General features: G+C 54.1%; 19 protein-coding genes, 2 tRNA genes and 1 pseudogene. 13 read left to right on the plus strand and 9 right to left on the minus strand.

Translation table 11 applies throughout. The features are described from left to right. Positions 1-6: 6 nt before the first annotated feature. Positions 7-399, minus strand: a complete 393-nt coding sequence (locus AB1763_01320; GenBank protein MEW5831465.1) for a thioredoxin family protein — start codon at positions 397-399, stop codon at positions 7-9. Positions 400-678: 279 nt separating this feature from the next. Between AB1763_01320 and chrA the strand changes: the two genes are divergently transcribed. After that, positions 679-1,812 carry a chromate efflux transporter gene (gene chrA, locus AB1763_01325; GenBank protein ID MEW5831466.1) on the plus strand — a complete coding sequence of 378 codons (1,134 nt, stop codon included), beginning with the start codon at positions 679-681 and terminating at the stop codon, positions 1,810-1,812. Positions 1,813-1,897: 85 nt separating this feature from the next. Here the strand turns inward: chrA and AB1763_01330 are convergent, their stop codons facing one another. Then, complete coding sequence (locus tag AB1763_01330; GenBank protein MEW5831467.1) at positions 1,898-2,275, minus strand: metalloregulator ArsR/SmtB family transcription factor; 378 nt, start codon at positions 2,273-2,275, stop codon at positions 1,898-1,900. Between the two features lie 155 nt (positions 2,276-2,430). On the opposite strand from AB1763_01330, the gene AB1763_01335 reads away from it, so the two are divergent. From AB1763_01335 to AB1763_01350, 4 genes are read left to right on the plus strand one after another with little or no spacing between them, the layout of a single operon-like run. Beyond that, positions 2,431-2,784, plus strand: coding sequence for a DsrE family protein (locus AB1763_01335; GenBank protein MEW5831468.1), 354 nt, complete (start codon positions 2,431-2,433; stop codon positions 2,782-2,784). 19 nt (positions 2,785-2,803) lie between these two features. Further along, positions 2,804-4,582 carry a protein-disulfide reductase DsbD gene (gene dsbD, locus AB1763_01340; protein ID MEW5831469.1) on the plus strand — a complete coding sequence of 593 codons (1,779 nt, stop codon included), beginning with the start codon at positions 2,804-2,806 and terminating at the stop codon, positions 4,580-4,582. Beyond that, positions 4,579-4,971: a DUF255 domain-containing protein gene (locus AB1763_01345; GenBank protein MEW5831470.1), complete on the plus strand. Its 393-nt coding sequence runs from the start codon at positions 4,579-4,581 to the stop codon at positions 4,969-4,971. The genes dsbD and AB1763_01345 overlap by 4 nt, the downstream gene beginning before the upstream one ends. Before the next feature lie 3 nt (positions 4,972-4,974). Then, positions 4,975-6,216: an OprD family outer membrane porin gene (locus AB1763_01350; GenBank protein ID MEW5831471.1), complete on the plus strand. Its 1,242-nt coding sequence runs from the start codon at positions 4,975-4,977 to the stop codon at positions 6,214-6,216. Between the two features lie 9 nt (positions 6,217-6,225). Here AB1763_01350 and AB1763_01355 read toward each other — a convergent pair whose 3' ends face one another. After that, positions 6,226-6,576, minus strand: coding sequence for a DUF3147 family protein (locus tag AB1763_01355; GenBank protein ID MEW5831472.1), 351 nt, complete (start codon positions 6,574-6,576; stop codon positions 6,226-6,228). Positions 6,577-6,733: 157 nt separating this feature from the next. Here AB1763_01355 and AB1763_01360 point away from each other — a divergent pair. From AB1763_01360 to AB1763_01375, 4 genes are all read left to right on the plus strand, one after another. Beyond that, positions 6,734-6,809 (plus strand) — tRNA-Lys (locus AB1763_01360). A 19-nt stretch (positions 6,810-6,828) separates the two neighbouring features. After that, positions 6,829-6,903: transfer RNA gene (locus AB1763_01365), tRNA-Glu, on the plus strand. Between the two features lie 147 nt (positions 6,904-7,050). Next, a complete protein-coding gene (locus AB1763_01370) occupies positions 7,051-7,206 on the plus strand; it encodes a hypothetical protein (protein MEW5831473.1) in 156 nt (51 codons plus the stop codon). Next, positions 7,206-7,379, plus strand: a complete 174-nt coding sequence (locus AB1763_01375; protein MEW5831474.1) for a hypothetical protein — start codon at positions 7,206-7,208, stop codon at positions 7,377-7,379. Before AB1763_01370 ends, AB1763_01375 begins: the two co-directional genes overlap by 1 nt. On the opposite strand, the pseudogene AB1763_01380 reads toward AB1763_01375, so the two are convergent. Continuing rightward, positions 7,379-8,167 (minus strand): annotated as a pseudogene (locus AB1763_01380) (trypsin-like peptidase domain-containing protein). The gene AB1763_01375 and the pseudogene AB1763_01380 overlap by 1 nt on opposite strands. 52 nt (positions 8,168-8,219) lie before the next feature. On the opposite strand from AB1763_01380, the gene AB1763_01385 reads away from it, so the two are divergent. Together AB1763_01385 and AB1763_01390 are read left to right on the plus strand one after the other, a co-directional pair. Beyond that, positions 8,220-8,960 carry a polysaccharide deacetylase family protein gene (locus AB1763_01385; protein ID MEW5831475.1) on the plus strand — a complete coding sequence of 247 codons (741 nt, stop codon included), beginning with the start codon at positions 8,220-8,222 and terminating at the stop codon, positions 8,958-8,960. Between the two features lie 35 nt (positions 8,961-8,995). Beyond that, positions 8,996-9,550 carry a manganese efflux pump MntP family protein gene (locus AB1763_01390; protein ID MEW5831476.1) on the plus strand — a complete coding sequence of 185 codons (555 nt, stop codon included), beginning with the start codon at positions 8,996-8,998 and terminating at the stop codon, positions 9,548-9,550. 4 nt (positions 9,551-9,554) lie between these two features. Here the strand turns inward: AB1763_01390 and AB1763_01395 are convergent, their stop codons facing one another. Further along, complete coding sequence (locus AB1763_01395) at positions 9,555-9,920, minus strand: hypothetical protein (protein MEW5831477.1); 366 nt, start codon at positions 9,918-9,920, stop codon at positions 9,555-9,557. Positions 9,921-9,981: 61 nt separating this feature from the next. On the opposite strand from AB1763_01395, the gene AB1763_01400 reads away from it, so the two are divergent. Continuing rightward, positions 9,982-10,383, plus strand: a complete 402-nt coding sequence (locus tag AB1763_01400) for a rhodanese-like domain-containing protein (GenBank protein MEW5831478.1) — start codon at positions 9,982-9,984, stop codon at positions 10,381-10,383. 99 nt (positions 10,384-10,482) lie between these two features. Here AB1763_01400 and AB1763_01405 read toward each other — a convergent pair whose 3' ends face one another. Next, on the minus strand, positions 10,483-10,797 hold the full coding sequence (locus AB1763_01405; protein MEW5831479.1) for a hypothetical protein: 315 nt from the start codon (positions 10,795-10,797) through the stop codon (positions 10,483-10,485). A gap of 95 nt (positions 10,798-10,892) precedes the next feature. Between AB1763_01405 and AB1763_01410 the strand changes: the two genes are divergently transcribed. Beyond that, on the plus strand, positions 10,893-12,101 hold the full coding sequence (locus tag AB1763_01410; protein ID MEW5831480.1) for a diguanylate cyclase: 1,209 nt from the start codon (positions 10,893-10,895) through the stop codon (positions 12,099-12,101). Between the two features lie 12 nt (positions 12,102-12,113). Here AB1763_01410 and AB1763_01415 read toward each other — a convergent pair whose 3' ends face one another. Genes AB1763_01415 through AB1763_01425 form a run of 3 tightly spaced genes read right to left on the minus strand, consistent with a single transcriptional unit; the run spans position 12,114 to position 13,478 of the window. Beyond that, positions 12,114-12,446: a translation initiation factor gene (locus AB1763_01415; protein MEW5831481.1), complete on the minus strand. Its 333-nt coding sequence runs from the start codon at positions 12,444-12,446 to the stop codon at positions 12,114-12,116. After that, complete coding sequence (locus AB1763_01420; protein MEW5831482.1) at positions 12,443-12,649, minus strand: DUF1653 domain-containing protein; 207 nt, start codon at positions 12,647-12,649, stop codon at positions 12,443-12,445. Before AB1763_01420 ends, AB1763_01415 begins: the two co-directional genes overlap by 4 nt. Continuing rightward, on the minus strand, positions 12,642-13,478 hold the full coding sequence (locus tag AB1763_01425) for a DUF5718 family protein (protein ID MEW5831483.1): 837 nt from the start codon (positions 13,476-13,478) through the stop codon (positions 12,642-12,644). Before AB1763_01425 ends, AB1763_01420 begins: the two co-directional genes overlap by 8 nt. Between the last annotated feature and the right edge of the window lie 18 nt (positions 13,479-13,496).

Genomic DNA, 13,496 nt, shown 5'->3' on the forward strand with positions numbered 1-13,496 from the left:
CCCCTCTCATTTCATCCCCCGGATACGATGCAGCTCTTTGGCAAATTCCGGCGCCCTTTTGCTCCCGATGAGCGTCTCTTTTTTATGGCCGCTTTTATCGATGAAAAACATCGTCGGTATCCCGAAATAATCATACCCGTCGGGGAGTTTGTCGCGCTGGACGTTTTTTTCGACGATCACGTAATTCGTATTCAGATATTGTTCTACTTTCGGATCGTGAAATACTTTTTTCTTCATGTAAGCACATTCGGGGCAGTCGTCGGCGGTATAGATCATCAGCACCAGCTTGTCGCTTTTCCCCATCGACGACACTGCAGCTTTAAACGCGTCATCGTTTTGAATATTCCCAGCCCATAAGCCAGTGAACAGCATCGCCCATACAAAAGTTTTCAATATCATTTATTCCCTTTTTTCAAACAATTTTATTGTGCCAGAATATTATGTTATCACACTTATATTTTCGCTTCTAAACATAACAACAAAAAAACAATGTTACCCCATAACTTTTTTTTATGTCAAATGATTTTTCGTTAATCAAACATTCAAAATAATTGAATCTGTCCGGCACGTCGAATAGGACCGATTGCGCATAAGATTTTCTTTTGGTAACGGCCTCAAAACCGGATAACCCTTTTTGCGCTACAATCGCCTCACGATTTTAATACCGAAGGGGAATGGGTGAAAGTGCTGGAGATACTGTGGCGGTTTTTCCTGTTGGGGCTGATCAGTTTCGGCGGTCCCGCCGCCCACATCGGCTATTTCCGAGCCGCCTTTGTCGACAAACTCCGCTGGCTGGACGACGCCGCATATGCGCGCCTCGTCGCACTCAGCCAGTTTCTCCCGGGTCCCGCTTCAAGCCAAGTCGGTTTTGCGATCGGATTGGAGCGGGCGGGATTGGCCGGAGCAATTGCCGCATTCGTCGGGTTCACCCTCCCCTCCTTCGTCCTGATGGTCACCCTCGCTGCACTGCCGATCGAACCGACGCCGCTTATTTCGGGGATTATCCACGGCCTCAAACTCTTCGCCGTCGTTGTGGTCGCCGATGCGGTTCTCTCGATGTACCGCTCGTTTTGTACCTCCGCGGCAACGGCGGCCCTCACGGTAGGAAGTGCGGCCGCACTGTGGCTGTTCCCCTCGCTTGCGACCCAGATGATCGTACTGATCGCGGCTGCGCTGGCGGGAACTGTGTTTCTGCGCACCTCCCTTTACGCCCCTGTTCTCCCGATCCGCGTCTCGTACGCGCCGCTGATCCTTTTTGCCGCTCTTTTCGCCCTCGTGCCGTTTTTCACCGATGTTTCGGCATGGATCGCCCTCTTCAACACCTTTTTCCAAAGCGGCAGCCTCGTCTTCGGGGGGGGACACGTCGTCCTTCCCCTCTTGCAGCACGCTTTGGGAGATGCGATCTCGACGGAACGTTTTCTGTCCGGCTACGCCGCGGCGCAGGCAGTACCGGGACCGATGTTTAGCCTCGCCGCGTTTCTGGGTGCCGATCTCGCCGCTTCCTCTCCGCTGTCGGGGGCGGCGGTCGCGACGCTGGCGATCTTCCTTCCCGGATTTCTCCTCGTACTGGGGCTTTACCGGGGGTGGGAAGCCCTTGCCCGGCGTCCCCGCATCGCCGCAGCCGTAGCGGGGCTAAATGCCGCCGTAACAGGCATCTTGCTGGCGGCTCTTTATGATCCGGTTTTTACCAGCGCGGTCGCCGGCGCAGCCGACATGGCCCTTGTCGTCACCGGATTTTTTCTTTTACGTACACGCAAAATGCCGATCTTTGCGTTGTTACCCATATTCGCTATTATCGGAATATTTCTATAAAAAAATTTTCTTTTTTATAGAGGGGGTTCCAACCGCCTCACGCGGTTCGCTTATCTGAATTTCACCCTCTAACGATTGTGTCGTTTTATTTGAGTGCCAGCTTGTCATCGAAAAACAGTTCACGGTTTTCGTCGAAGTTTTTGACCAGCGTCGTAAAACACCCCGCCATCTCACGGATCGTCTCGATGTTGGGTTCAATATAGACTTTGTTCCCTTTTTTCTCTACGGTAATGATCTTTGCCTCTTTGAGTTCTTTGATATGGGCCGAGATCGTCGGGAGCGAAAAGTTGAAGTGCTCCGCGATGGTACTGACACACGTCGCGATCGGATTGACTTCGACACCGGGCTGTTTTTTGTCCAGGGAGCACGTATACCCTCCCGTAAAAACGTTTTTAAAAATCAGAAAACGGGTCTCATTGCTCAATGCTTTAAAGATTTTGAGTTTTTGTTCCATATCGAGCATTAAAAACCTCGCTTGTTTTATCAGTTGAGAAATTATAACACATTCAACTATTTAGCCAATTAGCAAAATAGTTTATCTATTGACATGTGCATCAGAACTTACTATAATCATAAAACTTAGTTAATTAGCTAATAGACTAAATATAGGGGAATAAAATGACAATTATTATTCTAAACCACCAGCCCTACGACGGATCGGACGTGACGTGGAACGCGTTACGTCTGGCAAAAACCCTCCACAAAAGCGGCGAGAAAGTCAACCTCTTTTTGATGAATGACGCCGTCGATCTGGCACGTGATATTATCCAAAAACCCGAGAGCTACGATCACGATCTGGTCGAGACGGTCAAAAAGCTCCATGCCGAAGGGGTCGCGGTCCAAGCGTGCGGCACCTGCAACGCCCGTTGCGGTCTCTTTAAAAACGCCCCCTATTTCGACGAATCGGTCTCCTCTACGATGCAGATTCTTGCCGACTGGGTCATCCAAAGCGATAAAGTATTAACGTTTTAAAAGAGGATCAACAAGCCCCATGAAATATTTTCTATTTGTTGTATTGTTTTTCAATACCCTGATATTCGCCGAACCCAAATTTCTGATGCCCGAAGAGGCATTCAAAGCTTCAGCACACATGAAAAAACGGTGCACCGCATCGGTAACCATCGAGTTGGGCAAAGATATCTATCTCTACCACTCCAAAATCACGGCCAAAGTTCTGGAAAAAAACAGCGGGATCATCATCGACCGCCTCGTCCTCCCCGATCCCGTCGATCACGACGGTGAAAAAGTGTACACCACGTCACCGACTTTCGATATCCCTTTGGTGAAAATCAAAGAGATGAACGACATTGTCCCGATCACCCTCGTTATCGGCTATCAGGGGTGTTCCGAGCAGGGGTTATGCTATGAGCCGATGGAGTCCAAATTTACCTTTGAGATTGAAACTGCAAAGCTTCCGCTCAAAGCAACGAATAAGGAACCTGCCCAAAGCCCGATCCATGTTTCCGAAACCGACCGAATCACCCAGAGTTTCATTGAGGGGAACGTACCTCTGATTCTCCTCACCTTTTTCACTTTCGGTCTGCTCCTCTCTCTGACGCCGTGTATTTTCCCGATGATCCCGATCCTCTCTTCGATCATCGTCGCTCAGGGGAAAAACATGAACGCCAAGCGGGGCTTTCTCCTTTCACTCGTTTATGTCCTCTCGATGTCAGTTGCCTACACGATCGCGGGAGTATTGGCGGGATTGTTCGGCGGAAATCTGCAAATCGCGATGCAAAATCCGTGGGTTATCTCGACGTTTGCGCTACTTTTTGTGGGACTGGCGATCTCGATGTTCGGATTTTTCAAAATCGGCCTCCCCTCATCATGGCAGACCCGTCTGACAAAATCTTCCGAAGAGGCCAGTGCCAAGGGGGGCTATCTTGGCGTTGCAATCATGGGCTTTTTATCGGCGCTCATCGTCGGTCCCTGCGTCGCCCCTCCTCTGGCCGGGGCGCTCGTCTATATCGGTCAAAGCGGCAACGCACTGCTGGGGGGTGCGGCATTGTTCGTCCTGAGTATCGGGATGGGGATTCCTCTACTGCTGATCGGTACGGGTGCGGGCAGATACATGCCGCGACCCGGCGGATGGATGGACACGGTATCGCATATCTTCGGCGTCGTGATGCTCGCCATTGCCATCTGGATGCTCAGCCGCATCATCGCTCCCTCCCTCACGATGATTCTGTGGGCGGCATTGCTCATCATTATCTCCATCTATCTTGGGGCACTGGAACCGCTACACGGCCGCCACAAAGGGATGAAAGCATTTGCCAAAGGAGTGGGAATCATCACTCTCGTATACGGTCTGATGCTCTTTTACGGCGGGGTGAAGGGCGAAGAGAACCTTCTCTCACCGCTCGGAAGCAATGCGGCGACAAGTGCGGTTGCCGCACCGACCGAAACTACTCTGTCATTTCAAACTATTCACTCTTCCGAAGAACTCGATACCTTGCTAGCTCAGAGCAAAGGGAAAAAAGTGATGCTCGACTTCTACGCCGACTGGTGCAGTTCGTGCAAAGAACTCGATGAAATCACGTTCAAAGACCCGCAAGTAATCGCATCGCTCAAAGACTACGTTTTGGTACGCGCCGACGTCACTGCCGACACCGAATCCGAAAAAGCGCTAACCAAACGCTTCGGGCTGTTTGGCCCTCCGGCGATGATCTTTTTTGATGAGAACGGACAAACGGTCCAAGGTGCCGATCTTATCGGTTACAAAGACCCGCAAAACTTTATCACCCATATCAACGCACTGGAGACCAAATGAAAAAAATCATCCTTACCCTGCTGTTCCTCACCGCATCCCTGTTCGCCGAACTCGATTGGGCCCCTTCGTACGAGCAGGGATTGGCCCAAGCCAAAAAAGAGCACAAAATCGTCATGCTGATGTTCTCGAAAAGAACCTGCAAGATGTGCAACGTGATGAAAACCAAAGTCTACGAAAATGACGAAGTCGCCGAATACGTCAAAAACTTTTTCGTCCCCGTCGAGATCGATATCGAGGTGCATCCCGACAAATACGGCTATGCGGTTTTCGGCACGCCGACCTATTATTTTCTGGATTCGAACAGCAAACAGATCGGCCGGATGATGGTCGGCGGAGCGAGTGTAGAGGGATTTTTGCAAAAGCTCAAAGACGTAAAGCAGGGCAAGTAAGCGATGTTCAAACGCTCCCTCTTTTTATCACTGCTAATTACCGCTTCGGGTTCCGCCCAGAGCCTTGATCAGATCTTCAAAGAGGGGAAGGCAAGCGGCCAGCTCCGCGCCTTCTGGTATGATGGCGACCGGGAGCTTAGAACCGACCGAACCGCCCTCACCCTCGGGGGGATTTTGAGCTACCAAACGGCTCCTTATGCGGGGTTCAGCGGCGGCGTTTCGTTCTTTTCGAGCAACGGGGTTTTGCCCGTGACACGGATGCCCTACTCGGGACAGACCCATAATCTCAACCTCGATGGAACGTCCATCAATACCCTCGGCGAAGCGTATCTGCGGTACAGCAGATATGATACCCAAATCAGATACGGACGCCAGCGTCTTGATCTGCCGCTCGCAAACGATTACTACAACCGTATGCTTCCCAACAGTTTTGAAGCGCTCAGCATCGAAAACCGATCTCTGGAACACACGACCATCAAAGCGGCCTACATCACCGGATGGAAGTACAAAGCCTCCGAAACCTTCGTCTCACCAACCCACTCGCTCGGGATTGACCGCGACATTACCGTCCTCGGAGCGCTCTATTCCCCAAAGCCCTCACTGAAAATTGAACTGTATGATACCTACGTGCGGGATGTGATAAATGCCCCTTATCTGCAGATTATCGACCATGAAATTTGGAAATTGTCGGAAGGAACGACTTTTTCAGGGGCATTGCAGTATCTGAACGAACAAAGCGTCGGAAAAGAGGCCGCAGGCGAGGTCGATACCTATCTGCTAGGGCTAAGAGGGACTGTGACTCAAGGGGCCTGGAGTCTAAGCGCTCTGTATACCCGCATCGGCGATCAGAGCCTGTTGGGCACGGGCGGACGGTATGAGCACATGGGATGGGGAGGATTCATCACCTATACCGACCTCCAGATCGACGGGGAGAGCGAAAACGCCGGGGCGCAAGCCTACGGTGGCATTGTCGCGCATCGTCCGAACCCCGGCTTCGAAATCTCCGCTAAATACATGCGGATCGATCAAAGCGACTCGGTGCAAAGCGACCCCGCATCCCTCACCCAAAATCCCCGCCCCGATTCGGACGAATACAACATCGACGCGACGTATCAGCCGCGCAAAGAGATGCGGCTGCGCACCCGCCTCGCCCGTATCGATTACGACAGCGGCAGCACGTCACTCTATAAAGCCAAAGCCTACGACGAGACCAACGTCCGCATCATCGCCGATTATTTTTTTTAACGGACGCTATCAGAGTTTGATACCGCAGCGGCCCAAAAGAGTTACCATCCCCCAATAGCATACGACAGTCACACTCAGCGAGAGGGCAAGGCTCAGGTAAAAATGCAGCCCCTGCCTGAGCAGCAGCGGCAGGAGGATAAACAGCACCAATGATGGCAAGACCAGCCAAAAAACGCTTGTCGAGAGGGCGCTGATTTTGGCCACGTCTTTCGTATCGATGTAGAGCCAGATCATCGCCAACACCGACACGAGAGGAATCGACGCCAGCACCGCACCCCAAAACGAGCTGCGTTTGGCGATTTCGGAAATCACGACGATGAGCAGCGTCGTGAGGACGATCTTGACAATGTAATAGAGCACGGCTTTCTCCTGGCATAATCGCATAATCATCCCGTATCATATCCCAAAAGGGAGTTTTCAACAATTCGGAGCTATTTTTTTCGCAAAACCATTGACAAAAAAGTTCATAACCGCTATAATTCCCGTCCACAAATTGTGCTGGACAGTTTGTTTTGTTGTCTCGTTAGCTCAGCCGGTAGAGCATCTCACTTTTAATGAGGGGGTCGATGGTTCGAATCCATCACGGGACACCACATATCAGCCGCTTTACGTGGCCCCATCATCTAATGGTTAGGATTCCAGATTTTCATTCTGGCCATAGGGGTTCGAATCCCCTTGGGGTCACCACTTTAAACTCCCTGTTTTTGTACTTTCAAACACTTTAAAATTTTACGTTCGACCGCTTGGGTATCCGCTTTGGCGTTTATCTTTCCCCTCATCCCGTTAACACTCTTTCGCTACACTGACGCACAATCCAATACCGTGAGGAAACCCATGCCCTCTTTGTTCTCGATTACGATCGCCGTTTTCCTGATCACCGGATGTTCCGCCACCTGGAGCGGGGTGAAACAAGACTCTTCCGACGCCTGGGACTGGACGAAATCCAAAGTCCATCAGGGTGCCGACTACGTCCGCGAAAAGACCGAATAATGTGTTTCGTCCTCACCCTCGTCCTGGGCGTCGCGACGGTGGCGTTTTACCAGCACGCCCTGATGCTCCAAAGCGCCATCAGCGCTTTGATGTGTGCGGGGGCCCTTTTCTTTTTCGTCCGCAAGCTGATCCGCAACGGCGGCTGCATCTTCGGCGGCAGACGCGACTGCTAGCGTCCCGAAGCGATGATGCGCGGGACGATCGTATTCACCGTATCGACGGGGATCGCGAACCCTACCCCCGCATAGGCCCCCGAAGGGCTGAAAATTGCCGTATTGACCCCGATCAGCCGTCCCGCGCTATCAAGCAGCGGCCCTCCCGAATTCCCCGGGTTGATCGCCGCATCGGTCTGAATCAGGTTGCGGATGGCGCGTCCGTTGTCCCCTATGGTGCGATCGAGCGCCGAGACGATCCCCGTCGTCAGCGTCCAGTCGAGCCCGAAGGGGTTGCCGATCGCCAACACTTTCTGCCCCACTTTGAGCTTTTTGCTCTCCCCCAGCGCGACCGGGCGCGGAGGCTTGAATGCGACGTCGATCCGCAAAACGGCGAGGTCGTGTTCGGGCGCCGCCCCCACCAGCGAGGCCGGATAATCCCGCCCGTCGCTCAAGCGCACGTGCGCTTCGCTCGCCTCGGCGATGACGTGGTAGTTGGTGACGATGTGCCCTCTCTCGTCCCAGACGAATCCCGACCCCGTCCCGCGCGGAATATTGTAGACGTTACGGGTCCACACGTCCATCACCGCCTGGGCGGTGGCGATGTAGACGACCGAGTTTTTGTTCTCCTCAAACAGCGCGATGGTCGCAGCCTCCTCGTCGCTTACCGCCCCCCGCGGCGTCACCGCACGCGGCTGCGGGGAAGGGACGAACGCGTCCATCGCCCATCTTGCCGCCTCCCACGAAAGTATCGCGGCGGCGGCCACCGAAACGACCAGCAAAAAATAGCCGCCGAAACGCTCCTGCATCGCATCTCCTTTTCGCTAAAATGGCGTATCTAACTTTACTACGGAACAGCCAATGCGTCAATTGTCCTTTATCCCTTTTCTCCTTCCGCTTTTGCTGTGGAGCGGCGAACCCGTGCAGTGGGGGGAAAACGTCACGGGAGTCACAACCCGTTTCGCCACCGACAAAAAAGAGATCGCCCTCACCTTCGACGCCTGCGGCGGGAGCGCCAAAAGTTCCCAGTACGATGCCGAACTGATCGATTACCTCGCCCGGAACAAGATCCCCGCCACCCTTTTCATCAACGCGCGATGGATCAGAAGCAATCCCGAAACGTTCGCCCGCCTGGCGGCCAATCCCCTGTTTGAAATCGCCAACCACGGCACGGCGCACCGCCCCCTCTCGATCAACGGCCGCAGTGTCTACGGGATCGCGGGAACCTCCTCGCCCGAAGAGGTTGTAGCGGAAATCGAAGGCAACGGCGAGCTGATCGAAAAACTGACCGGCAAGCGCCCCCTCTTTTTCCGCTCCGGAACCGCCTATTATGACGAAGCGGCGGTGAGAATCGCCCGCGAGCGTGGAGTCGAAATCGGCGGGTACAGCGTCCTGGGGGATGCTGGGGCGACGTTTGGCGCCGAAAAAGTAGCGCATCAGATCACCAACGCCAAAAGCGGCGACATCGTCCTGCTGCACATGAACCACCCCGAAAGCGGCACCCGCGAGGGAACGGTCGCGGCGATCGAAGCACTCCGCTCGGCAGGCTATTCGTTCGTCCGCCTCGGCGACGTCAAAAACCGTCTGATCCGTATCCCGTGATGGTATAATTCGCCACTTTTTTTATCGGAGTCAATGTGGAAACTTTGCTGTTACTGGCCCTTGCGCTGGCCATGGATTCGGTCGCCGTCTCGATCGCCATCGGGTCAAAATACCGTGACCTGCTCCTCTCCCGCACCCTTTTCGCCGCGGCCGTTTTCGGATTTTTCCAGGGAGCGATGCCGCTGGCAGGGTATCTCGTAGGAGCGGCCTTCGCCGAAAGTGTCCGCGCTTTCGACCACTGGATCGCCTTCATCCTTCTCTCGGGGCTGGGAGCCAAAATGCTGTACGAAGCCTACAAGGACGAATTCGACGAAGAGGTCACCGATCTCTCGAACAAAACCCTTCTTTCGCTGGGGATCGCCACCAGCATCGACGCAATGGCGGTCGGCGTCACGTTCGCATTCATGCAGACCGATATCCTCAGCGCTTCGGCACTGATCGGCGGTGTCACGTTCGTCCTGTGTGTGGCCGCCGTGTACGTCGGCAAAAAACTGGGTTCGATCCTTGAATCCAAAGCCGAAATTCTCGGCGGGCTCATTCTCATCGCGCTGGGGTGCAAAATCCTCGCCGAACACACGGGGTGGCTCTAAATCCCTATTCCCATCCGTCGTCGCGCCGAGAGGCGTGTTTGGCTTTTTTGTAGCGGCGGGCGTTCACTTTTTTTTCCCACTGGTTCTGCGCGTAAAAGAGTTCGGAACGGATCGTTTCGATCTCCTCGTCCGATGACCGGTAATCGAGGATCTTCTGCGCCAGCGCTTCGAGCTCGGTGTATTCGTCCTTGTAGAGGGTTACCGCTTCGTTCTGGGCAAGGAAGCGGAAGTTCGCATCCACGCGGCGGTCGTATTCCTCTTTGGTCGGCGCTTCGCTTTTGGCCAGAAACGACAGTATCCCGCTCGTAAACCGCCCCAACAGGCGAATGTAACGGTTCCGTTTTGAGTTTTCGAATTTAGATCCCGCCATAAAACCTCACGTTAAACATACCTAGATACAATTACGCCATTATACCTATCAAGGACTGTGTATGCGTCTATGGATTCTCTCTTTTTTGCTTATGGGAACGTTGCTGAACGCCGATTACATCCGCCAGCCGATCGACCAGAAGCTCGTCGATTCGAAAATCAAGATCATCGATATCCGCACCCCCGGCGAATGGAAAACTACGGGGCTGGTCAAGGGCTCGATTCCCATCATGTTCTTCGACGAGCAGGGGAACTACAACGTCGAGGCGTTTTTGGGGCAGCTAGGCCGCCACGTCAAGCAAAACGAAAAATTCGCGCTCATCTGCAACAGCGGCAGCCGTACCCAGGTGGTCGGCAACTTCCTGGGCAAACAGCTCGGGTACAACGTCATCGACCTTCAGGGCGGCATCCAGTATGCGATCCAGAAAAAAATCACGATGGAACCCTACAAACCCAAAAAATAAATGGGGCGGTTTCTCGTTTTTCTCTTCACGCGGCTTCTCCTCACCGCACTCTTCATCCTGCTGCTCACCGGAGCGGCGGGGTATGCGACATACCTGCTTTTAACGTAAAAATGCCAGCAGATCGATGTATTCTTTTTCGATGACGCCGAGATTCTCGAGCATCCGCATCTCGTCGATGCCCGGGTTCTCGCTCAAAAATTCGCGCCTCCACTCGATGTTCTCCTGCAACTCGGCCAAACCGGTCGAGAGATACTCGATCATCGCGTCGATGTCCGCTCCCCGAATCACCCCTTCGGTATCGGCGCGGTAAAACAGCAGCGCGTAATCGCCGGTCTCGTGTGAAAAGCGAAAATCCTCCGCGATATTGCGTACGATCGTTTTGATCCGTTCGTCTTTGATAACCCGTTTTGCCACAAGCTCCCTCCCACTCAAAATCTCCCTTATTGTAGTCGCTTTTGGTATAGGAGTTGCTTAGTTTACGCATCTTGAAGCGGGGGTACGTGCCGGGGATGTCACCGTCAAAGTTCAAAAGCAAACTCGTATACCTCCTTTTCCTCGTCGGCGGCGGGCTGGTCGCGATCGGCCTCATCGGCTATCTGAACCTTCAAAACATCAAACGCGACATGGACACCCTCTATTACGGTTCGCTTCTCCCCCTCGGCGAACTCCACGGCATCACCGACACCTACCGTTCCCAACTCGAAACAAGCCTCTACCGATGGAAAAACGGGATGATCCCGGATGACGAGGCGGCCGAAAACATCACGCAGGCCCTCAGCCACATAGACCACCTTTGGGCCAACTACCTCTCCCGCCACAAACGTCCCGACGAGGGGGCCTACGTCGATTACACCGAGACCCAAATCACGGCGATCAAACGCTATTTCGAGCAGGTACGCGACATCGTCCTCAGCCCCTCGCGCGCGCACGAACTCTCATTGAACACCCTCTCCGAAAACGTCGAACTCATCCACACAACGATCGAGAAGCTGATCGCGTACGAAAGTGCCGCGGCACGCTATGAGCATTCGGTGCTCAAAGCCCATTACGAGAACGCCCTCATGCAGCTGGTCCTTTTTCTGGGGGTTGTCTTGTTGCTGGTGATGGGGTTGGCATGGAAGATTTTCACCCGGATCGAAATCCAGCAGCACCAGCTCGTCGCCTCGGCCGAAACCCTCAAACACCTCAACTTCAAGCTCGAGCAGGCATCCTACACCGATTCACTCACCGCTCTCTATAACCGCCGTTATTTCAATCTGCTCCACGAACGGGAATTCAAACGGGCGATGCGCAGCGGCAACCCGTTCGTCTTTATGATGCTCGACATCGATTTTTTCAAACAGTATAACGACACCTACGGCCACATCCAGGGAGACCAGACCCTCCAGGCGGTCGCCAAGGTACTCAAAACGACGCTGCAGCGTCCGGGAGATTACCCTTTCCGTCTGGGAGGCGAGGAGTTCGGGGTCATCATCACCGATACCGACTGCGCAAGTGCAAGAACCATGGGGGAGAAAATCCGTGCCGCCGTCGAAGCGCTGCAGATCGAGCACAAAGGGAGCAAAGTGTCGCGGACGGTGAGTATCTCGATCGGGGGAATCTGCGTCGTCCCCACGATCCACATGAACGAAGAATCCATCATCCACGCCGCCGACACAAACCTTTACGCCGCAAAAGAGAGGGGGCGTAACCAGGTCGTCTTCAGCAACAAACTCTGATGAGGCTAACGGTTATTTTTTGAAACGGTAGGAGAGTTTTTCGAGCCCGGCGCGAAGCTGCGGTGCAATATCGCCTTGAAATTCCATCCACCCCTCTTTGTACGCGCCGCCGCAGGCGAGGGACTTTTTGAGGGTCGAGAGCGTTTTTTGCGCCTCATCCCCCGCGATGCTGAAAGGACCCACGAGCGTGACGGGTTTTCCTTTACGCTTCTCTTTCTGGAATACAAGACGATGCTCCGAAGGGGAGAGGATTGCAAGCGCGGCATCCTTTTTTTCCTCTTCGAGGCTCCACCCCTCGTCCCACGACGCCCCGATATCGAGACTCAGCTTTGTTCCCCGGCTCAAGACGCGTCTCCGCAATATTCAAACCGCTTGACGCCGCCCGCCAACGTTTCGGTAAACATTTTCAGGGGGCGGACCCACAATCCCCGTTCGCCGTAAAGCGGACGGTACACGACCAGCTCTTCGGAGGTTTCGGAGTGCTTGGCAATCCCGATCACCTCGTAATGCTTCCCTTTGTAATGGCGGTAAAGACCGTTTTTAAGCACGTACGACCTTCTGGACGAGAGCACTGACCCCCTCTTTCCCGATCAGTTCGCCCTTGTTCGCCATCGAGAGGACGGGGTTCATGCAGTAGCGGTCGTTGTCGTAGACGACGACGATCACCTCATCCCCTTCTTTGAGAAAATTCGTCTCTCCGAAGTGAGTATAGCGGGTCGCCCCGATGCTGATGATCGCCTCTTTGGGAGATCCCGCGGCTTTAAGATACTCCCCCACCGCTTCAAGGGGACCGAAGTCGTTTTGGGTATTGATCTGGTTTTTGAGCCACTCGGTCAGTTTGCCGTAAAAATAGCTGTACCCGGGCAGTTCGACGTCTTCGCCGTAGCGGAACAGTCCCCCTTCGCGCCGCAGAAACGACGCGATGCGGTAACGGTCCATGATCCCCCCCTCTTCGAAACGATCGATGGGGATCAGGGTCTCCGAGAGCCCTTTGCTCTTGGCTCCCCAGTTTTTCTTGTGGCTGATTTTCGCCGCCCCCTCTTTGCGGAGCGAACAGTCGTTGTAGGCACCGAACGCTTTGGGGGTGATGGAGGCGATTTCCCCCGAGCCGTCGTACTCCAGCGCACAGACAAGGGCCACTTCGGGTTCGGGCTGAACGTTGCACTCTTCCCGGGGCAAAACGATTGTGTCGGAACTGAGGGGATAAACCCCGAGCGCCCCCTCACGTCCGGGGAGATAAAACGGGAACACCCCTTTGGGGCCGTTGGGATCGTCTGTGACGACGTCTTTGAAATCGGCGCTTTCGCCGGCCTGTTCGAGATGCAGGGCAAAATTCCCGGCGACTCCGAGCCCCGCGTAGTCTTTGTAATCGCTCATTGCTTACCTTTCGGACCG

The organism is Campylobacterota bacterium (genome assembly GCA_040752835.1).
Taxonomy (GTDB): Bacteria; Campylobacterota; Campylobacteria; order Campylobacterales; family Sulfurimonadaceae; genus Sulfuricurvum.

Excerpts from the sequence above, each read along its gene's own strand:
- AB1763_01335 (MEW5831468.1), top strand. The coding sequence starts at position 2,431 with ATGACAATTATTATTCTAAACCACCAGCCCTACGACGGATCGGACGTG.
- AB1763_01330 (MEW5831467.1), bottom strand. The coding sequence starts at position 2,275 with ATGCTCGATATGGAACAAAAACTCAAAATCTTTAAAGCATTGAGCAAT.
- AB1763_01385 (MEW5831475.1), top strand. The coding sequence starts at position 8,220 with ATGCGTCAATTGTCCTTTATCCCTTTTCTCCTTCCGCTTTTGCTGTGG.
- dsbD (MEW5831469.1), top strand. The coding sequence starts at position 2,804 with ATGAAATATTTTCTATTTGTTGTATTGTTTTTCAATACCCTGATATTC.
- AB1763_01395 (MEW5831477.1), bottom strand. The coding sequence starts at position 9,920 with ATGGCGGGATCTAAATTCGAAAACTCAAAACGGAACCGTTACATTCGC.
- AB1763_01345 (MEW5831470.1), top strand. The coding sequence starts at position 4,579 with ATGAAAAAAATCATCCTTACCCTGCTGTTCCTCACCGCATCCCTGTTC.
- AB1763_01320 (MEW5831465.1), bottom strand. The coding sequence starts at position 399 with ATGATATTGAAAACTTTTGTATGGGCGATGCTGTTCACTGGCTTATGG.
- AB1763_01400 (MEW5831478.1), top strand. The coding sequence starts at position 9,982 with ATGCGTCTATGGATTCTCTCTTTTTTGCTTATGGGAACGTTGCTGAAC.
- AB1763_01350 (MEW5831471.1), top strand. The coding sequence starts at position 4,975 with ATGTTCAAACGCTCCCTCTTTTTATCACTGCTAATTACCGCTTCGGGT.
- AB1763_01370 (MEW5831473.1), top strand. The coding sequence starts at position 7,051 with ATGCCCTCTTTGTTCTCGATTACGATCGCCGTTTTCCTGATCACCGGA.
- AB1763_01410 (MEW5831480.1), top strand. The coding sequence starts at position 10,893 with ATGTCACCGTCAAAGTTCAAAAGCAAACTCGTATACCTCCTTTTCCTC.
- AB1763_01375 (MEW5831474.1), top strand. The coding sequence starts at position 7,206 with ATGTGTTTCGTCCTCACCCTCGTCCTGGGCGTCGCGACGGTGGCGTTT.
- AB1763_01425 (MEW5831483.1), bottom strand. The coding sequence starts at position 13,478 with ATGAGCGATTACAAAGACTACGCGGGGCTCGGAGTCGCCGGGAATTTT.